Source organism: Roseivirga seohaensis (assembly GCF_001592945.1).
Lineage (GTDB): Bacteria > Bacteroidota > Bacteroidia > Cytophagales > Cyclobacteriaceae > Roseivirga > Roseivirga seohaensis.
Genome location: NZ_LRPB01000047.1, coordinates 94,506 through 115,491 on the forward strand (window position 1 = coordinate 94,506; position 20,986 = coordinate 115,491).

The following is a 20,986-nucleotide window of genomic DNA, read 5'->3' on the forward strand; positions in this document are numbered from 1 at the left end:
TGATTCCCTGATCAACTGACTTCCTGCTCCCTAATTCCTTAAAATTTTCATCCCCACTTTTCCTGCTTTCAACCACCAACTCTGTGGCTTGGTCAATCATTTTTTATGTACCCATAATCTCGCAATACATTCGATAGACTCTTTCTGATAAATGGGTCAAGTAAAGAAGTATTGAGAACCAACCCACTAGATTATGAACACCTCAAGTAATGCATTAATAAGTTTTAGACTTCCTCAAAGAGGGCTTAAAATTCTTATTATACTTTTTCTGTCAGTTTTTTTTAGCAAAGCAGAGGCACAAATCGCTGTTACGAACAGCCTTTCCGCTTCCGATAATGATGGTGCTCATATTATTAAGGGTGCTAGCAATTCAGAAGCTTCAATTACTCCGTTTTTCTATTCAGGAATGGATGATAATGAACCAAAGGTTAATGATAATATCAACTATAAAGGCTACATATCTAATTTTGCATCATACGCTGTACCAGTGCCTGTCACAGTGATTGATTTTAATGGAGAAGGGTGGTCTTATCTTGATAGGATAGGTGAATCCCTGACCAGATCAGACTTTGTCTTCAGTCAATATAATTCTGCTTTAAACCCAGTTTCCATGATGGCGGATGTTTTTGGTGAGGGGAGGTCAAAAGGTTTGTATATTGCTTATAACTATTTAGTTATCAAAAAAACTGATGGAAGTGAGTTTGATTTTCAGAGCATGTATGTGGTCGGAGATAATAATCAGACAATTAGTATTGCAGGTTACAGAAATACAAAGGCGGTAGTAACTACTTCAGTATCAACCAGCATAGCTGGTACTAGGATTTCTCCGAGCACTTTGGATGGACGCTTTGTAAATGTGGATAGTGTGGTAGTGAGCAATACGGCAGAGGGTTTAGGTGGAGGTTATGATTCATTTAACTTCGCTCCACCAACTGATCTGGCTCCCCCAGATGTGAAGAAGATTTTGGTTGCAGGCTCTCCTTCCGGTAGAGCTACATCTATTGATTATACTGTAAGCTTTTATGAAAATGCCAACAATCTGAGTACAGATGATTTTCAGTTGACAAAAACGGGAACTGCTGAGGGTACTATTAGTGCAATAAGTGCTTCATCAGGAACGTCAGTAAATGTAACGGTTAGTTCAATTTCAGGAGAAGGTACATTAAGGTTAGACGTAAAAAGTAATACCAATATTACAGATGACCTCGGAAACGGGAATAATAACAATGGATATGTACAAGCCTACACCGATGGAGTTATTCATGCAGTAGATTTCAATAATCCAGTCTTCACTTCGGCCACTACGGCTAACTTTACAGAAAACGGAACAGGAACCGCTTATACCGTAGCTGCTACAGATGCCAACACCATTACCTACAGTTTAGGGAATGCAAAAGATGAAGCCTTATTCAATATTGTTGGAGCAACGGGAGTGGTTACTTTCAAAAATGCCCCAGACTATGAAAACCCAGCAGATGGCAATACCGACAATGCCTATGTAATCAATGTGATTGCTAATGACGGAACAAATTCCGTCAATCAAGATGTGACGATTACAGTCACAGATATTGATGAAATTAATCCAGTCTTAACATCAGCTACTACGGCCAACTTTGCAGAAAATGGAACAGGAACCGCTTACACTGTAGCTGCTACAGACGCCAACACCATTACTTACAGTTTAGGCAATGCAAAAGATGAAGCCTTATTCAATATTGTTGGGGCAACGGGAGTGGTTACTTTCAAAAATGCCCCAGACTATGAAAACCCAGCAGATGGCAATACCGACAATGCCTATGTCATCAACGTGATCGCCAGTGATGGCACCAATTCGGTCGACCAAGATGTGACCATTACAGTCACAGATATTGATGAAATTAATCCAGTCTTAACATCAGCTACCACGGCCAACTTTGCAGAAAACGGAACAGGAACTGTTTATACCGTAGCTGCTACAGACGCCAACACCATTACTTACAGTTTAGGCAATGCAAAAGATGAAGCCTTATTCAATATTGTTGGGGCAACGGGAGTGGTTACTTTCAAAAACGCCCCTGACTATGAAAATCCAGCAGATGGCAATACCGACAATGCTTATGTAATCAATGTTATTGCCAATGACGGAACAAATTCCGTCAATCAAGATGTGACCATTACAGTCACAGATATTGATGAAATTAATCCAGTCTTTACATCGGCTACTACAGCCAACTTTGCAGAAAATGGAACAGGAACCGCTTATACCGTAGCTGCTACAGACGCCAACACCATTACTTACAGTTTAGGCAATGCAAAAGATGAAGCCTTATTCAATATTGTTGGGGCAACAGGCATAGTTACTTTCAAAAATGCCCCAGACTATGAGAACCCAGCAGATGGCAATACCGACAATGCTTACGTAATCAACGTGATTGCCAATGACGGCACCAATTCAGTCAACCAAGATGTGACCATTACAGTCACAGATATTGATGAAATTAATCCAGTCTTAACATCAGCTACCACGGCCAACTTTGCAGAAAATGGAACAGGAACCGCTTATACCGTAGCTGCTACAGATGCCAACACTATCACCTACAGTTTAGGCAATGCAAAAGATGAAGCCTTATTCAATATTGTTGGGGCAACGGGAGTGGTTACTTTCAAAAATTCACCTGACTATGAAAACCCAGCAGATGGCAATACCGACAATGCCTATGTCATCAACGTGATCGCCAGTGATGGCACCAATTCGGTCAACCAAGATGTGACGATAACTGTAACAGATATTGATGAAGTTAATCCAGTCTTTACATCGGCCACTACGGCCAACTTTGCAGAAAACGGAACAGGAACCGCTTATACTGTTACCGCTACAGATGTTAACACCATCACTTATAGCTTAGGCGCAGGCAATGATGAAGCTCTTTTCGACATAGTCGGATCAACCGGATTGGTCACTTTCAAAAATTCCCCAGACTATGAAAACCCAGCAGATGGCAATACCGACAATGCCTATGTCATCAACGTGATCGCCAATGACGGAACCAATTCCGTCAACCAAGATGTGACCATTACAGTCACAGATATTGATGAAATTAATCCAGTCTTAACATCAGCTACTACAGCCAACTTTGCAGAAAACGGAACAGGAACCGCTTATACTGTTACCGCTACAGATGCTAACACCATTACCTATAGTTTAGGCAATACAAAAGATGAAGCCTTATTCAATATTGTTGGGGCAACAGGCATAGTCACTTTCAAAAATTCCCCAGACTATGAAAACCCAGCAGATGGCAATACCGACAATGCTTATGTCATCAATGTGATTGCCAATGACGGAACCAATTCAGTCAATCAAGATGTGACGATAACTGTAACAGATATTGATGAGATTAAGCCAACGGTAACAATTACAAGTGCATCAACAACCCCTAACTCAGGTGCTTTTGATATCACGGTAACTTTTAATGAGTCCGTTACTGGTTTCGTGATTGGCGACTTGACAGTAGCCAACGGAACGGCTTCTAACTTTGCTGGTTCAGGAACTACTTATACTGCTACAATTACGCCATCTGCTGATGGTGCTGTAACAGTCGATGTTGCTGCAGGAGTTGCACAAGATGCGGCAGCAAACACCAATACAGCAGCAACTCAATTCAGCATCACCAACGATGAAACCAAGCCAACCGTTACGGTAACAAGTGCATCAACCAGTCCTAATTCAGGTGCATTTGATATCACGGTAACTTTCAGTGAATCAGTAACAGGTTTTGTAGTTGGCGACTTAACAGTGGCAAACGGAGTAGCTTCTAATTTTGCTGGTTCAGGAACTACTTACACTGCTACAATTACCCCATCTGCTGATGGTGCTGTCACAGTCGATGTTGCTGCAGGAGTTGCACAAGATGTTGCCAACAATACAAACACTGCAGCAACTCAATTCAGTATTACCAATGATGAAACCAAGCCAACGGTAACGATTGTAAGTTCTTCAACCAGTCCAATAAGCGGAGCCTTTAATGTGGCGATTACTTTTAGTGAGTCCGTTACTGGCTTCGTGATTGGGGACTTGACAGTAGTCAACGGAACAGCTTCTAACTTTGCTGGTTCAGGAATAACATACACTGCTACAATTACCCCATCTGCTGATGGAGTGGTAACTGTTGATGTTGCCGCAGGAGTTGCACAAGATGCAGCTTCAAACACAAATACCGTAGGTACTCAATTCAGTATTACCAATGATGAAACTAAACCAACAGTAACAGTTACAAGTGCATCAATAACTCCTAACTCAGGCGCATTTGATATTACAGTAACTTTCAGCGAATCAGTAACAGGTTTTGTAGTTGGCGACTTGGCAGTAGCGAATGGAACAGCTTCTAACTTTGCTGGTTCTGGAACTACTTACACTGCTACTGTTACGCCATCTGCGGACGGAGATGTAACAGTAAATGTTGCCGCGGGAGTTGCGCAGGATGCAGCTACCAATACAAACACTGCAGCAACTCAATTCAGTATTACCAATGATGAAACGAAGCCAACGGTAACAGTTACAAGTTCTTCAACCAGTCCAACAAGCGGAGCTTTTAATGTGACTATTACTTTTAATGAGTCCGTTACTGGTTTCGTGATTGGCGACCTGACAGTAGCCAACGGAACGGCTTCTAACTTTGCTGGTTCAGGAACTACTTATACTGCTACAATTACGCCATCTGCTGATGGAGTCGTAACTGTTGATGTTGCCGCAGGCGTTGCGCAGGATGCAGCTACGAATACAAATACTGCAGCTACTCAATTCAGTATCACCAACGATGAAACCAAACCAACGGTAACGATTGCAAGTGCATCAACAACCCCTAACTCAGGTGTATTTGATATCACAGTAACTTTTAATGAGTCCGTTACTGGTTTCGTGATTGGCGACTTGACAGTGATAAACGGAACAGCTTCTAACTTTGCTGGCTCAGGAACTACTTATACGGCTACAATTACGCCATCTGCGGACGGAGTTGTAACAGTAGATGTTGCAGCAGGAGTTGCGCAAGATGTAGCTTTGAATACCAATACAGCAACTACTCAATTTAGTATTACCAATGATGAAACCAAGCCAACGGTAACAGTTACAAGTTCTTCAACCAGTCCTAACTCAGGCGCTTTTGATATCACGGTAACTTTTAATGAGTCCGTTACTGGCTTCGTGATTGGCGACTTGATAGTAGCCAACGGAACAGCTTCTAACTTTGCTGGTTCAGGAGCAACTTATACTGCTACAATTACGCCATCTGCTGATGGAGTCGTAACTGTTGATGTTGCCGCAGGCGTTGCGCAGGATGCAGCTACCAATACAAATACTGCAGCTACTCAATTCAGTATTACCAATGATGAAACGAAGCCAACGGTAACGATTGCAAGTTCTTCAACCAGTCCAACAAGCGGAGCCTTTAATGTGACGATTACTTTTAGTGAGTCCGTTACTGGCTTCGTGATTGGGGACTTGACAGTAGCCAACGGAACGGCTTCTAACTTTGCTGGTTCAGGAACTACTTATACGGCTACAATTACGCCATCTGCGGACGGAGTTGTAACAGTAGATGTTGCTGCAGGCGTTGCGCAGGATGCGGCTACCAATACCAATACTGCAGCTACGCAATTCAGCATTACCAATGATGAAACGAAGCCAACGGTAACAGTTACAAGTTCTTCAACCAGTCCAACAAGCGGAGACTTAAATGTGACGATTACTTTTAGTGAGTCCGTTACTGGCTTCGTGATTGGGGACTTGACTGTAGTCAACGGAACAGCTTCTAATTTTGCTGGTTCAGGAACTACTTACACTGCTACAATTACCCCATCTGCTGATGGTGCTGTAACAGTTAATGTTGCCGCAGGAGTTGCGCAAGATTTCGCCAATAATTTGAACCTTGCAGCGATACAGTTCAGTATTATTAATGACCAAACCAAACCAAGTGTAAGCCTAACAGCAGGGAGTTCAAATCCAGTTGCAGGTTCATATTCAATTACAGCTCAGTTCAGCGAAGCGGTGATGGGCTTTAGCTTGACTGATATCATTGTTACGGGAGGAACAGCTTCTAGTTTTGTGGTTGTTGACGCAGATACTTATACTTTCTCAGTTACTTCGCCAAACAGCTCTGCAACCGTAAATATTGAGGAAGGTGTGGCAATTGACGTGGTTGGTAATTATAACACGGCCTCAAATAGCTTAAGCCTAGTATTTAATTTAGCACCAATCAGTTTGGCACTGAGTAATACTTCGATTAGCGAGAACAATAGCATCGGTCAATTGATCGGTAACCTTTCAACCACCGATGCAGATGTGTCCGACACACACACTTATAGTCTGGTTTCTGGAATAGGAGCTGATGATAATTCTAGCTTTACTGTTGTTGGAAATAAACTTCAGGCAGCTGAGGTTTTCGACTTCGAAATAAAGACGACCTATAGCATTCGTATAAAAACAGACGATGGAAGAGGAGGGACTTCTGAAAAACAATTCACGATTTCTATCACCAACATTGAAGAGCCAGAAGTTCGTATTGAATCAGATTATGAAATTCCAGCCACTGCGCTTGGCCTTACTTCTAATTTTGACATAACAATCCATAATGACGGTGATGCACTCCTGATGGTGAACAGTGTACTTTATCCTGATGGGTTTGTGGGCTTGGTAACAGGTTTATTTATCAACCCTGGCGAAAGTAAAGTGGTGACACTTGGCTTTATGCCAACAGAAGCAAAAGTCTATACTGGAACTATCTCATTCATAACCAATGCAGGAACGGCTTCAATGACTGTAAGTGGGAAAGGAGCCATTATTACTGGGGTAGATGACGGATTTATTGATGACGAAGAAATCAACCTTTTCCCTAATCCAGCCCAGGATATACTCAATATCGACCTTTCAGAACTGGGAAATAGAACGCTAAATATCAGTATCATAAATGCTTCTGGTACTTCAGTTTTCACTAAGACTAAGGTTACAGAAAAATCCCTAAGACTGAATGTTTCGGACTATACCAATGGCCTCTACATAGTTCAGTTTACAGATGGAATTTCAGTAGTAAGGAAAAAAGTAATGATCAAAAAATAACGGAGTGATGAATAGCAATAAGATAAAAATAGGAGTATTGATAATGTTTGTGATGTTGGTCATCGGGTGCAAGTCCGATGACCCTTCGGGCCCAACAGCACAAGAAGAAGCCTTTGAACTTTTGGCGGGCGATTGGACCTTCGGAACAAATGGAGGCATAATGTTAGATAACCAAGATGTCAGTCAGAATTACCCGGGATTTGCTCTTTCCTTTACCGATGGCACATACACTACTACCAATGGTGGCGACCTTTTTAGGGCTACGGGAACATGGACTTGGGCCAATCAAAATGCAGGAAGCATAACCCTAGACACTGGCGAAGAAGTGAATATTCTAGAGCTTGGCCCAGGAAGTTTTAAGTTTAGCTTCACCCATACAGGTGGAGGAGTTGCAGCGGGTACTTCGGGTAATTACGTAGTGAGCGTAGAAAAATAATTTGAGGTGAGTGGTAAATGCTTATTTGTAGTGGGAGAGGACGTTTTGACACACCTTAATTTAAGAGAGCCCAAACGGGGCTCTCTTTTTTTATGCTATTTAGGTTGAATGGGATAGTATTTCTTCTTCAACCAAAAAGAAACCCGAACCAATAGAATCAGTGCAGGTACTTCTACCAATGGCCCCACAACTCCTGCAAATGCTTGTCCTGAATTAAGTCCGAAAACGGCAATAGCTACTGCAATGGCCAACTCGAAATTGTTTCCAGCTGCCGTAAACGAAATGGCTGCATTTTTATCATATTCTGCCCCCATGGCTTTACTGAAAAAGAAGCCTATGATGAACATCAGCGCAAAGTAAATCAATAGCGGAACGGCAATCACCAAAACATCCATCGGAATCTCAACGATCAATTCACCTTTGAGCGAAAACATTACCACGATGGTAAAGAGCAAGGCAATTAAGGTCATTGGTGAAATGGTGGGGATGAACTTGGTGCTGTACCAATGCTCACCTTTTAATTTCACCAAGATAAATCGGCTCAACATTCCAGCTAAAAAGGGAATGCCCAAATAAATGGCAACACTTTCAGCAATAGTAACTATCGAAATATCGACAATGGCGCCTTGAAAACCGAAATAGGGTGGAAGTACAGTAATGAATAGCCATGCGTAAAAGCTATAAGCAAATACTTGGAAGATGCTATTCAAAGCTACCAACCCAGCACCGTATTCACTGCTGCCTTCGGCCAAATCGTTCCAAACCAACACCATGGCGATACACCTAGCCAAGCCAATCAAAATCAAACCAACCATGTATTCAGGGTAATCCTGAAGGAAGGTAATGGCCAAAATGAACATCAAAACTGGCCCGATAATCCAGTTCAAGATCAAGGAAATAGAAAGGATTTTTACATTCTTAAAAACCTTCGGTAGTAATCCGTAATTCACCTTAGCCAATGGCGGATACATCATCAAAATCAATCCAATAGCAATTGGGATATTGGTTGACCCACTGCTGTAGGAATTGATGACTTCTGGAATTGAAGGGATAAAATAGCCCAGTGCTACGCCTATTCCCATCGCAATAAAAATCCAGAGGGTGAGGTAACTATCCAGAAACCCTAGTTTTTTTGGTTGACTCATGATTTGATAATTTGTGAGAAAACATAGAACATTTCAGTAGCGATTTGTAGACTGCGTTCTGCGTATTTGGCGGCTTCTTCCGGAGTGCCATCAAATAATTTCGGATCGTCATATTTTACAGGAATACGCTTTTCGGCTCCAGCAATAAAGGGGCAGTTAGCATCCGCATCTGAGCAAGTCATAATGGCTGCAAAGCCTTCGGTTGGATTAATAGCATCATCAAATCTTTTAGAGAACATGACTAATGGGGCATGGTTTTCTGAAAAAGTAAGACTCACTTTAGGGTTGGTTTCTCCTTCTAGTTCGGCTTTAAAGCCATTATTAATCAGTGCATTAATAGCACTTTGATTAAAAGCGGTTACTTCTACGCCACCAGAGAAACTTTCGATTTGAATTCCAAAGTGAACCGCGAGAACCTTCGCCCAAGCTTGCGTCAGTTGACTTCTGCGTGAGTTATGAGTGCAAATGAAGTTGAGCTTTATGTCTTCTTTTTGGTCTTGCCTACTTTGTATGTAATCAATCAGGGGTTGAAGTACGGTTTTACGCTCCTTAGAAATTGATTCTACCGAAATTGAAGAAACAAATTCTTCAATATTCGGTAGAAGTTGTGTGATGGGATTCTTTGTCATGATTAGGTTGAATTAAGGTTTAGCAGCATCCTCCACCTGGTGTGCAAGCGCCTGCAGTTTGAACTTCACTTAGTTTGATTTTTGGTTTTTCCGCAGGGATACCACATTTGTCGCTTGCAAGGCAAGCAGTTTGCTTTGTGGTTAAAAGGAAGTTAGTGCCATTAAAGTCTAAGCCATATTTGCCAATCGTTGAGCCTTGGTACTCTACTTCAATTTCTAAATCCTTCAAGCCCAAAATTTTCTCTGACAGTTCAATAATGTGAACCAATTTTTCAGGGTGAAGTCGGTGATCATAGTCGTTGGCTTCCCATAACTGGAAATTGGCAACTTCTTCATTTCTTACAGTGCCACCACAATCAATAAAGTGTTTGTTGATTTGGCCAACTTCTGTTACGTGAAAGTGACTTGGAACCAGGCTGCCATCAGGCAATTCAAAAGCGATTTGATTTAATCCGCTGAGGTGGTTTTTGATTTCTGAGATTTTCATAATTTTATTATTGCAATGTTGCGATGAATGAAAGATATTTTTTTAACAACACCCACCTTGGGTATTGAAATTAGGGTTTAAAAACTGACTGAATAATTCTTGCATGTTTGCCCAAGCTTCCTGATCGATACAATAGCAAACGCTAGTTCCTTCTACATTTCCTTTAATCAAACCCAAGTTTTTAAGCTCTTTCAAATGTTGGGAAATGGTAGGTTGCGCCAAACCAATTTCTTCCACCAAATCGCCACAAACGCAAGTGTTCATTTTAAAAAGGTGTTGAAGAATAGCCACCCTGGCCGGATGACCAAAGGCTTTCGCAATCATGGAAATCTTGTTTTGCTCTTCCGTAAATATTTCAGACTTAGTAACGCCCATGCTTAATTATTTATTCATTGCAATATTACGATAGAGTTTTGGTTTAGCAATGATGAATTGTTTTTATTTTCACCAAGGTCTAATGACCAATGACTATTGACCACCGGTCCATTCCTCTTTCAAATACCTAAAGGCATTTTCCAAAGCTTCTTTGGCTGGGGTAGGCTCAAAACCCAATTCATTTCTGGCTTTGCTGATATCGTAATCTAGCTTTAGGCCATAGAACATGTCTAGATAATGACGCTGTAATAGTGGTTCTTTTCCAGTGATTTTACTCACCAACTCCATTCCGCCCGCGACCATGTAGAGTAAGAATTTCGGTACTTTTTTAGGGATACTAAGTTTCAATTCAGGATATAGATTTGCTGCAATCTGAACCGATTCTTTCACGGTAGTATGCTTTTCATTGGCCAGCGTATATCGCTCGCCATCTCTGCCTTTTTGCATGGCATTGTAGCTGCCGAGCGCCACATCTTTCACATCAATCCAATTGAGCGAAATATTGGTTTCTACCGGAACATCACCTTGAAGAATTTGCCATACCAAACGGTTGCTGTAATTCAGGCGATGCGCCACACTACCAATCATGGCAGAAGGAAGCACCAATACAGTTCTGATTCCAAACTCTTTTCCCAGCGAAAGTGCCAGTTGGTCAGAGTCGTTTTTTGATTTGTAATACCAGCTGTTGCGGTCATCATTATAACCGTTCTTCTCTTGTGCTGGAAGAATGGAATAGTTCAATGCCGCAATCGAACTGATGTACAGAATGTTCTTTACACCTGCTTCAGCGGCTGCTTCAAACAGGTTTCTGGTACCAGTGACGTTGTTCTCATATACTTCCTTTTGCGGGCTTTTCGACCACATTTGGAAAGTAGCGCCCACAGCATAAAGATGAGTGACGCCTTTAAACGCTTTCACGAGAGAAGCTTTGTCCATTAAGTCTGCATATTCCACTTGGCAGCCCAATTGATTTAAAGCTTCAGCATTTTTGAGATTTCTCAACGTAGCGCGAACTGTATGTCCTTTGGAAAGTAGAAGACGAGTTAGGTTGTAACCTAAATGACCGTTGGCTCCCGTAACGAGAGAAAGTTCGTTATTCATGAATTACTGTCTGGAAAAGTTAGAAATGATATTAGCTGTTCTTCAACCATAGCCACCTAAAGCGAAAAAATAGATCAATTGTTTAGGTCGAAAAACTGTTTTCCAACTGGCTGCAAAACTAGGGATTTAAATTACGGAGTTGTGCTTTCTGTGATATAAAGACCTTCGAGTTTCGTTATTTTTATCGAGTTTTGTGAAGTGCTTTCAGGTTGAAGGCATGTATTAAGTCAATTGCTTGAAAGATCTTCTACTTCTTACGCCTCCTTTTACCCAACTGAATACGCCTTATCCAGCAACGGCTTACCTCAAGGGTTTTCTAAATACCAAGTCGATTTCTTCCTTTCAAATGGACTTAGGAATTGAAGTGATTTTGGAGTTATTCTCGAAGGAAAGCCTTCAATATTTATTCTCTTTTGCGGAAGAGAACGACCGAATCAATACTGAAAATTCAGAACGAATTTATGCTTTGCGTGAAGAGTACCTGAATACGATAGAAGGCGTAATATCCTTTCTACAAGGCAAAAATCAAACATTTGCTCGCCAGATTTGCTCTGAATCCTTTTTGCCAGAGGCGGCTAGGTTCGAACAAGTAGACGATCTGGATTGGGCCTTTGGCGCCATGGGAATGCAAGATCGCGCTAAGCATTTAGCAACCTTGTACCTCGAAGATTTATCTGATTTCATTATTGAATGTATTGACGAGAACTTTGGCTTCAGTCGCTATGCAGAAAGGCTGGGGCAAAGCGCAAATGCCTTTGATGAACTTTATGCGCAATTGCAGGCTCCGCTCACTTATATCGATGAAATTACCATTAGAATTCTGGAGGAAAGACTTAAGAAACATCAACCTAAATTGGTTTGTATTTCTGTGCCTTTTCCTGGTAACCTGTACAGCGCTTTCCGCTGTGCGCAGTTCATCAAAGCCAATTACCCAGGCATCAAAGTGTCGATGGGCGGTGGTTTTCCCAATACCGAATTAAGAACGGTGAAGGACGTGCGCGTTTTTGACTTCTTCGATTACATTACGCTAGACGATGGCGAACTACCGATTTTGCTTTTGGCATCGAATGTATTAAATCCGAAGCCTGAAAACCCTGATTTAAATATCTTTAAAAGAACTTTTCTGAAGGAAAATGAGGAAGTAGTTTATGTTAACAACTCACTTCAAAACGATTTTCCGCAGAGCCAATTGGGTACACCTGATTATTCAGACCTGTTGCTCGATCAGTACATTTCGGTAATTGAAATTGCCAACCCAATGCACAGCTTGTGGAGCGATGGCCGATGGAATAAACTCACCATGGCGCATGGTTGCTATTGGGGGAAATGCACTTTCTGTGATATTTCCCTCGACTATATCAAGCGTTACGAGCCACTCACCGCTAAGCTTTTGGTGGACAGGGTGGAAGAATTAATTGCGCAAACAGGAGAGAGGGGATTTCATTTTGTAGATGAAGCTGCACCGCCAGCCTTGATGCGCGAAATGGCGATTGAGATCATCAGACGCAAGCTTACCATTACTTGGTGGACAAACATTCGCTTTGAAAAGAGCTTTACAGCGGACCTTTGTGCATTATTGAAAGCTTCGGGATGCATTGCGGTTTCTGGTGGTTTAGAAGTCGCATCTGACCGACTTTTGGCGCTAATTGATAAAGGAGTAACGGTGGAACAAGTAGCGACCGTTACCCGAAATTTCACGGAATCGGGTATAATGGTTCATTCCTATTTAATGTATGGTTATCCAAGCCAAACCGTTCAAGAAACGATTGACAGTCTTGAAATGGTGCGTCAGATGTTTGAGTTGGGAATTATTCAATCTGGTTTTTGGCATCAATTTGCGTTGACCGCCCACAGTCCGGTTGGGCTCAATCCTTCGGAATACGGAATTACACCCAATTACAAGTCGATTTCATTTGCGAATAATGATGTGATGTTCGAGGACAAAACAGGAATTGATCATGAGCAATTTAGCTTTGGTTTAAAGAAGTCACTTTTCAACTTTATGCATGGTATTGGTTTCGATATGCCGCTACAAGAATGGTTCGAATTTAAAATTCCAAAAACGAAAATCAAGCGAGACTTTATCATCAATAGTTTAGAAAACGAACCCATGATAGTGACCCGCCCAACCGCCAAAATTGTGTGGTTAGGAGGAGTGCCTTTAGTGTCCTTTCAAGCCAAAACCAAAAAAGGAGTAACTCGAGAAAGGGCACAACTCACCTTTTATACCAAGCGAGAAAGTTTTGATATTACCACTGAGCGTGAAAAAGCAGAATGGTTAATCAACATCCTAGACCAACTCAAAATTGGTGCAGAACCTGTACTTACTTACGCACAAATCAAAGCCGATTACGAAACCCATTTCGAAGATTTTGAACTCTTTTGGGTTTCAAAACCTATCAATACGCTAAGAGAACAGGGTTTGTTAGTGTTGTAAAGTTGAATGGCAAAGGACGGTAAGCAGCGCAATGCTTTTAATAATACGTCCCTACAGGACTATTGGGAAGATGGAGTATTCTGTTCCGAAGGGCTGAACCCTTCGTTACGATATCCCGCCCTTTCAGGGCTGAGAGAAGTAGAATGCTTTACAGTTAAGGATCCAAGAGAGTTAATATTCTCTTGCCCATTTTAGAACAGATTGCACAATAAGCCCCAACGGGGCGGAATATCACAGGAATGGGTACTACCCATTCCTAGTTGAATATATAAATAATAAAGCCCTGAAGGGGCGTAATAACTCTAAAATGATGAAAAGGAGAGTGACAATAACTTGCTTCTCAGTCAGCTTGGTAGGCTTCGAAAAGTGAGGTTTTTTTTCAGTAACACAGTGGGCATTGGTTTGTGTAATACATTCTTCAACCGCAAAGTAGTTCTATAGCCCACGGTCTAAATCGTGGGCTATTTGTATAATTTTTTACAAAATTGTTTTAACTGCCTCTTTTCTTTCCTTGAGGAACGAAAGGTCTAATGAGGCTATCATTTTTAGAAGAAATACGAAATTAACCCCTAAACCCTAAACTCCCCAACATCCTTTTAAACTCACTTTGGTAATCAGCTTTAAGTTTAATTTTTTCACCAGAAACGGGATGTTCAAACTCTATTTCAATGGCATGGAGAAGCATTTCGGTTAAATTCCATTTTTCTAGAAAGAGCTTGTTCTGCTTGTTGCAGCCATGAGGACGGTCGCCAATAATAGGGTGAAGGATGTGGGCAAAATGCTTTCTGATTTGGTGCATTCGGCCTGTTTCTGGATATACCTCTACTAAAGAGTAGCGCGAAGTAGCATGTTTTCCAAAAGGTACTGAAATTTCAGTTCGTTTTAGGGTTTTGTACCGCGTAATGGCTTCTTGCGTTTTACCTTTGTCGTTGGTCAGTGGGTAGTCAATAAGTCCTTCATCTTCGGTATAACCGCGAACAATGGCATGGTACGTTTTGTCAACCGCTCTGTTTTCAAACTGAGATTGTAAATGGGTGAGACTTTCAGTGTTCAGCGCAAATAAGAGAATGCCCGAAGTTTTTCTATCGAGTCTATGAGCAGGTGAAACCTTCAGCCCAATTTGGTTTCGAAGTTCCTGCACTGCAAATGTGTTGGTGTTTGTAGCAATGGGCGACCGGTGTACCAATAAGCCATTGGGTTTATTAATGGCCACCATCATATCATCTTGATAAAGAATTTCTAAGGGAATTGAATCGTGGGGAACTTGAATAATATCTTCCATATAAAGAGCCCGAACCAGAAAGTAATTTGGTTTCAAACTGAATTATGGAAAGGTATTCTAAAGCCTATTTAATTTCAAATTTTGAGCCTTTCAATTTTGTCTGCCGAGCCAACTTCATCTTTTTTAGTAAAGGTGTAGAGCCAAAGTATTCTGGAAAATTTAAAGTTTGGAAAAAGGAAAATCAGCATTACGGCAGTAATAGTGGCCATCATGGCATCTATTGAAAGATCTATGTTTAGAACTTTAATAGCTACATAAGTAGCAATTGCTTCAGCCATGGTGATTCCGTAACTCATAAACATAGCGCCATAAAAATAGCCTGGTTCACGCTCAAATTTATAGTTGCAATGTGGGCAGTTGTCGTGCATAATGGGGCCTTTTAGCTTTAAAATATTTCCGTTTGACTCAAATATTTTCCCCGTTTCGCATTTTGGGCATTTCCCTTTTAATAGTGAGTTGAATCTGCTCATAGGTTCATCAATTATTATACAAAGGTAAAATGTACGGTTTAAATGTACTGTTACAAAGCACGCTAATGATAGGACAATCAAGACATTTTTATCAAATTGCAGTATGGAGAATATTCCTGTGCTGCATCTCGATCAGTTTTTATTAAGCCAAGGGAATGGCGTGTATGTAAATGATTTGAAGAAACACCTTCTTGATCATCATAATATGATTTCTCTTCCTCACAAACACGATTTTTATTTAAATGTATTGTTTACTAAAGGGACTGGGATTCACGAAATAGACTTTGACAGCTATAAAGTTGGTTCGGGAAGTTTTTTCGTTTTGGCGCCAGGTCAAATGCATCATTGGAAACTTTCTGATGATGTACAAGGCTATGTTTTTTCACATTCGAAAGAATTTTACTTGCTCCGCGACAACCAATTTGAGTTGGACAGATTTCCCTTTTTTTACTCAAATCAGAACACGCCCGAGGTACTTTTAGATACGAAAGAGCTTAGTTCATTCACAGAAATTTGTGAAAACATGCTTGATGAATACAATCATCAAAGAGAGCACAAAGCGCTCAGAATTCATGCGTTGATTACTTTAGTTTATGTGGCTTTAGCTCGGGCTTATCATCCCTCGAGTAATAAAGTGGAAGGCATTTCGCGATATGGCAGCACAATAAAGACCTTCGAGCAGTTGGTTGAAACGCAGTTTTTGAATCGAAAATCGCCTGCTGAATATGCAGAATTGCTGAATATTTCGCTCAAGCATTTGAACCGCATATGCAATCAAGTGCTTGGCATGTCGGTTAGTCAAATAATTACTGGACGAGTATTACTTGAGGCCAAGCGATTACTGATGTTCAAAGATTTGAGTATTGCAGAAATTGCAAATAAACTGGGGTATACAGACTATTCTTATTTTTCAAGGCTTTTCAAAAAGAATACCGGACAGACCCCTCAAGAGTTTAGGAAGAGCTATATGATATAGAGCGTTAAGTAAGGCAAGCGTTTTAATGCTATCGATGTTTTATTTTTAAATTGAGATTTAAAATATATTTAATCCATTTTAAGTAATATATTTAGTGTTAATAATTTGAAATGACTAATAAGGATGTGTTAGTCTTAAACAACAACTCTCATGACCAAAGCATTAAATATCACACGCATCGTAATCTGTTTAATATTCTCCTTATCTATAAAGCTAATGGCCCAAAATACCATTAGCGATATGAGTTTAAATTGGCCGAGCTCCATTAAAGGTTCTACCCACGAATTGGCCATGAACGGTGATTATATATATATCACGGGGCAAAATATGGATCATGTTGCGAAGATGGACTATGACGGCACGATTGAATACTTTAAGATGCCTGATGGAAGCGGGCCACATGGAATTCTATTTGATAAACACGATCAACTTTGGGTGTCGTTAGAGTTCAAAGGAGTTGTGGTAAGGTTAGATGAGAAGGGGGAGATTGTTGAAGAAATTGATTGTCATGTTTCTGGAGACGGAATTTCCACCCCTATAAACACAAGTCCGCATGGGATTGGCTTAGATGCAGACGGAGAAACGATTTGGTTTACAGGAAAACGTACCAGCACTGTAGGTAAAATTAACCCTGATCGTTCGGTTGAACATTTCGAATTACCAGCCCTCGGTGCTGTGCCAATTTATCTTCATGCCGGCCCTGATGGAAATGTATGGGGAACTGAACTTCTTACGAGCAAAATTTTGCAAGTAACCCCTAAAGGTGAGGTAACAGAGTATTCGATTCCAACGGGTAATAGTAGACCAATCGCCATTAAACCAGACCCTTTAGGTGATTATATGTGGTTTACCGAAGAAGCTGGCAATAAAGTAGGCCGAATAGATATGAACGGAAATATTGACGAATTTTCAGTCCCTTCTACTCAGAAAAATCAGATATTGGCAGGTCTTACTTTCGACAGTCAAGGCAATTTATGGGTACAAAGTTATGTTGATCAGAACAACCCAAATCCAGAAGGTAATGATTATATCATCAAGTTCGATCGGTCTATTCTTAGAGCTCCAGCGGGTGACTTAACCAATGTAGAAATTACTTATTATAAAGTACCCACAAGTAAAACCGTTATGCACAGAATAAAAGAGGGCAAGGATGGTAATATTTACTTCACTGAATTAAAGCAAGATAAATTGGGTAAAGTAACAATTGCTACAGCAATTGAGACGGTGAAATAAGACTGAAAAGTTCAATTAGAACTTAATCTATACTTGCGCTTTGTAAGGTGAATTCTGGACTTTCTACCACATTACTACGGTTCAAGGCCCTGTCTTGAATTTGGAAAACAACTTTAATAGTATCAGTTCTAAAAACAGGAAGAAAAAGCCCCGATTGCATATCGTATTTAATTACACCTTCAATAGGGCCTGGGTTATTTGTTATGGCCGAACACGGGTTTGCATCATTAGAAAGGCAGGGGATTCGACTGTCAAAAGGAATTTCACCGCATAAGGTAATGCCATTGGCTGACTCAGGAATTCTTCTAAAGTCTAATTCTTGATAGGTACCGTTCTTTTTTACAAAAAAATCGATAAAGAAATTGAATCGATCTTCATTTAGTTGAATTCTTAATGTATCTGTAGCGGTTCCATTTCCATTTAAGTCAAGGCCATTGTCTCCTTCGGCAGCCTCTCTAATGTAATCTACGCAGGTAAAAGGAGGGTCTTCAGGTCTTTCTCCGAACTTAACAATCTCTCCGTTAGGGTAGGTAATGAAGTCATAATCGGGTCCAATATCTCCACCGTCAATGCCGATGTCACCATCTCCATCTGAAATATTAAAAGACAAACTCAGTTGACCAGTTCTAATTTCAACACCAGTGGAGCCAATCACTTCAACTATTTCTTTAAACTCTACCTTATTGAAACTAATTTTTGGTTCTACTGGTAAATCTGGTGGTCGATTACAGGCCATTACCAAGCCCAAAAGTGCAACCGAAAGAATGATTTTATGATGTTTTTGAAAACTTAACTTCATCAGCTTTATAACTCAATACAATTATAGGCATATTTGCCCTAAAGCTCTATCAAGAGCCGACTGATTAACGAATGGATTCTCTGAAAAGTTTATATGAGCGAGTTTTTTCTGTCAATGAAAACTCATTTGATGCACTGGCCTTAGATATTTTTAAGGCTCAATACGAAATGAATCCTGTTTATTCTGCTTTTGTTAATTGCCTAGGTGTATCTCCTGAGTTGGTGACAAAGCTTGAACAAATCCCTTTTTTACCTATTGAATTCTTCAAAATCCATACTATTAAAACTGGCAATTGGCAGTCGGGTATTTGTTATGAAAGCAGCGGCACCACTGGCCAAATAACTAGTAAACATTGGGTGGCCGATGAACAATTCTATTTGAAAATAGCCGAACAGATTTTTGCTAAAACCTATGGTGAAGTAAAGGATTATACGGTTTTGGCTTTGCTTCCTTCTTATTTAGAAAGGAGTAATTCTAGCTTGGTGGCTATGGCCAACAGGTTTATTCAAATTTCGACAGACCCATCTTCTGGCTTCTTCCTTAATAATTCAAAAGAACTATACGACACGCTTTTGAGATGTAAAAATGAAGGTAGAAAGACGATTTTATTAGGAGTCACTTTTGGCTTGCTTGATTTTGTTGAGCAGTTTCAAATTGATTTTCCTGAACTAATTGTGATGGAAACTGGTGGAATGAAGGGCAGGAGAGAGGAATTGGTAAGAGATGAAGTGCATGAAATATTGAAGCCGGGCTTTGGTGTACAACATATTCATTCTGAGTATGGAATGACAGAGTTGTTATCGCAAGGCTATTCTCAAGGAAATGGAATTTTTCGCTGCGGCTATACGATGAAGCTGCTTACGAGGGACATCAACGATCCGCTTACCGTAACAAATCAAGTGCGAAGTGGTGGCATTAACATCATCGACTTGGCCAATCTTCACAGTTGTTCTTTTATTGAAACCAAAGACTTGGGCAGGGTTCATCCTGACGGCACATTTGAGGTGCTTGGAAGGCTCGATAATTCCGATGTTCGCGGTTGTAACCTAATGGTGGGCTAAAATATAATCTACTTCAATCCGTTTTGATTGAAAATTGAGAATTTACTATTGAAAACTTCGATTTTTTCTAAATTTGTTATTTCAAAATTGTGTGATGAAGAACTTTAAATTAGTAGCCCTTTTGTTAGCTGTTGTAATCTTAGGCATCTCGTCTTGTGCGCAGCGTCCATGCCCAGCCTATACTAAAGCCGACATGGAGTATAATAAAGACGTGAAGAAAGCGCGTTTCTGATTAAATCAGATACTTTTTCACATCTTCAGCACCAATCACATCACCAGCCATAATGATTAAACGCTCGGTTACATTGCGTAACTCTCGAATGTTTCCTGACCAGTCGTATTTTTGAAGTTCCTCGATTGCTTTATCTTCAATTGCCTTCTTTTTGTTGCCATATTCGTTAGCAATGTCTTGTAGGAATTTATCTACTAAAAGCGGAATGTCTTCTTTTCTGTCTTTCAAGGCAGGTACTTGAATCAAGATTACCCCAAGCCTGTGATACAAATCTTCCCTAAAACGGCCTTCAGCAATTTCCTTTTTTAAGTCTTTGTTGGTGGCCGCCAATACACGAACATTCACATTGATGTCCTTATCACCGCCTACACGGTTAATTCTGTGCTCTTGCAAAGCACGTAATACTTTGGCTTGTGCCGAAAGACTCATATCGCCAATTTCATCCAAGAAAAGCGTGCCGTCATTGGCCTGTTCAAATTTGCCAATGCGCTGTTTGATAGCAGAAGTAAATGATCCTTTTTCATGCCCAAACAATTCACTTTCAATCAATTCAGAAGGTATGGCAGCACAGTTGACTTCTACAAATGGTGCTTTTGCGCGATTACTTCTTTCATGAATTCCGTGAGCTACCAACTCCTTTCCTGTTCCGTTAGGGCCGGTAATCAAAACGCGGGCATCGGTTGGGCCTACCTTGTCCATCATTTCAATGATGTCTTTCAAAGCAGTGGATTCGCCCACCATCTCATACTTTTTGGAAAGTCGCTTTTTGAGAGTTTTGGTTTCTGTTACTAAAGATGATTTCTCTAGCGCATTCTTTACCGTAAGTAAAAGGCGGTTCAAATCTGGGGGCTTCGGAACAAAATCAAAAGCCCCCATTTTGGTAGCGTCCACGGCCGTTTCAATAGTGCCATGTGCCGAAATCATAATGAACTGGGTGTCGATGCCTGCCATCTGAACACGCTCCAAAAGTTCGATTCCGTCCATTTTAGGCATTTTAACATCGCAAAGTGCAATGTCGTATTTGTCGGCAATCAGTTTTTCTAAACCTTCCTGGCCGTCTTTGGCTTCATCGATGGTGTAGTTTTCATATTCAAGAATTTCGCGCAGGGTGCTGCGGATACTTTGTTCGTCATCGATGATTAGAATCTTTGCCATTTTCTGGTGGATTAGTGTTTTGGAAAAATAGATTGACACTCTTCGTGCCAACAATAAGCGAAATTAATGTTTCTG

16 protein-coding genes are annotated in these 20,986 nt (G+C 40.7%); 7 read left to right on the forward strand and 9 right to left on the reverse strand.

Annotation, left to right across the window (positions count from 1 at the left end; genetic code table 11):
* Positions 1 to 193 precede the first annotated feature (193 nt).
* Together AWW67_RS13860 and AWW67_RS13865 are read left to right on the forward strand one after the other, a co-directional pair.
* Entirely contained in the window at positions 194 to 7,093 is a 6,900-nt protein-coding gene (locus AWW67_RS13860; protein ID WP_062302480.1) for an Ig-like domain-containing protein, read from the forward strand.
* Positions 7,094 to 7,100: 7 nt separating this feature from the next.
* A complete protein-coding gene (locus tag AWW67_RS13865; RefSeq protein ID WP_141655462.1) occupies positions 7,101 to 7,529 on the forward strand; it encodes a hypothetical protein in 429 nt (142 codons plus the stop codon).
* Between the two features lie 95 nt (positions 7,530 to 7,624).
* On the opposite strand, the gene arsB is transcribed toward AWW67_RS13865, so the two are convergent.
* The 5 genes from arsB to AWW67_RS13890 all read right to left on the reverse strand — a co-directional run bounded on the left by arsB (position 7,625) and on the right by AWW67_RS13890 (position 11,266).
* Entirely contained in the window at positions 7,625 to 8,674 is a 1,050-nt protein-coding gene (arsB, locus tag AWW67_RS13870; protein WP_062302483.1) for an ACR3 family arsenite efflux transporter, read from the reverse strand.
* Complete coding sequence (locus AWW67_RS13875; RefSeq protein WP_260311463.1) at positions 8,671 to 9,303, reverse strand: low molecular weight phosphatase family protein; 633 nt, start codon at positions 9,301 to 9,303, stop codon at positions 8,671 to 8,673. The genes arsB and AWW67_RS13875 overlap by 4 nt, the downstream gene beginning before the upstream one ends.
* Positions 9,304 to 9,322: 19 nt before the next feature.
* The gene (locus tag AWW67_RS13880; RefSeq protein ID WP_053221980.1) at positions 9,323 to 9,790 is read right to left on the reverse strand and encodes a DUF6428 family protein; all 468 of its coding nucleotides are present in this window, start codon (positions 9,788 to 9,790) and stop codon (positions 9,323 to 9,325) included.
* A gap of 42 nt (positions 9,791 to 9,832) precedes the next feature.
* The gene (locus AWW67_RS13885) at positions 9,833 to 10,165 is read right to left on the reverse strand and encodes an ArsR/SmtB family transcription factor (protein ID WP_053221981.1); all 333 of its coding nucleotides are present in this window, start codon (positions 10,163 to 10,165) and stop codon (positions 9,833 to 9,835) included.
* Between the two features lie 93 nt (positions 10,166 to 10,258).
* The gene (locus AWW67_RS13890) at positions 10,259 to 11,266 is read right to left on the reverse strand and encodes an NAD-dependent epimerase/dehydratase family protein (protein ID WP_062302484.1); all 1,008 of its coding nucleotides are present in this window, start codon (positions 11,264 to 11,266) and stop codon (positions 10,259 to 10,261) included.
* Positions 11,267 to 11,501: 235 nt separating this feature from the next.
* On the opposite strand from AWW67_RS13890, the gene AWW67_RS13895 reads away from it, so the two are divergent.
* Together AWW67_RS13895 and AWW67_RS18900 are read left to right on the forward strand one after the other, a co-directional pair.
* Positions 11,502 to 13,703: a B12-binding domain-containing radical SAM protein gene (locus AWW67_RS13895; RefSeq protein WP_062302486.1), complete on the forward strand. Its 2,202-nt coding sequence runs from the start codon at positions 11,502 to 11,504 to the stop codon at positions 13,701 to 13,703.
* A gap of 6 nt (positions 13,704 to 13,709) precedes the next feature.
* Positions 13,710 to 13,898, forward strand: a complete 189-nt coding sequence (locus tag AWW67_RS18900; protein ID WP_141655463.1) for a hypothetical protein — start codon at positions 13,710 to 13,712, stop codon at positions 13,896 to 13,898.
* Positions 13,899 to 14,265: 367 nt separating this feature from the next.
* On the opposite strand, the gene AWW67_RS13900 is transcribed toward AWW67_RS18900, so the two are convergent.
* Positions 14,266 to 14,985, reverse strand: coding sequence for a pseudouridine synthase (locus AWW67_RS13900; RefSeq protein WP_062302487.1), 720 nt, complete (start codon positions 14,983 to 14,985; stop codon positions 14,266 to 14,268).
* 74 nt (positions 14,986 to 15,059) lie between these two features.
* Positions 15,060 to 15,455: a DUF983 domain-containing protein gene (locus AWW67_RS13905; RefSeq protein ID WP_053221986.1), complete on the reverse strand. Its 396-nt coding sequence runs from the start codon at positions 15,453 to 15,455 to the stop codon at positions 15,060 to 15,062.
* A 103-nt stretch (positions 15,456 to 15,558) separates the two neighbouring features.
* Here AWW67_RS13905 and AWW67_RS13910 point away from each other — a divergent pair, with 103 nt between their 5' ends.
* Positions 15,559 to 16,431, forward strand: a complete 873-nt coding sequence (locus AWW67_RS13910; RefSeq protein ID WP_062302488.1) for a helix-turn-helix domain-containing protein — start codon at positions 15,559 to 15,561, stop codon at positions 16,429 to 16,431.
* Between the two features lie 150 nt (positions 16,432 to 16,581).
* Positions 16,582 to 17,664, forward strand: coding sequence for a Vgb family protein (locus AWW67_RS13915; protein WP_141655464.1), 1,083 nt, complete (start codon positions 16,582 to 16,584; stop codon positions 17,662 to 17,664).
* A gap of 22 nt (positions 17,665 to 17,686) precedes the next feature.
* Here the strand turns inward: AWW67_RS13915 and AWW67_RS13920 are convergent, their stop codons facing one another.
* Positions 17,687 to 18,463, reverse strand: coding sequence for a hypothetical protein (locus AWW67_RS13920; RefSeq protein WP_062302491.1), 777 nt, complete (start codon positions 18,461 to 18,463; stop codon positions 17,687 to 17,689).
* A gap of 71 nt (positions 18,464 to 18,534) precedes the next feature.
* Here AWW67_RS13920 and AWW67_RS13925 point away from each other — a divergent pair, with 71 nt between their 5' ends.
* Entirely contained in the window at positions 18,535 to 19,524 is a 990-nt protein-coding gene (locus AWW67_RS13925) for a LuxE/PaaK family acyltransferase (RefSeq protein WP_062302492.1), read from the forward strand.
* 232 nt (positions 19,525 to 19,756) lie between these two features.
* On the opposite strand, the gene AWW67_RS13930 is transcribed toward AWW67_RS13925, so the two are convergent.
* A complete protein-coding gene (locus AWW67_RS13930; RefSeq protein ID WP_062302494.1) occupies positions 19,757 to 20,911 on the reverse strand; it encodes a sigma-54-dependent transcriptional regulator in 1,155 nt (384 codons plus the stop codon).
* Between the last annotated feature and the right edge of the window lie 75 nt (positions 20,912 to 20,986).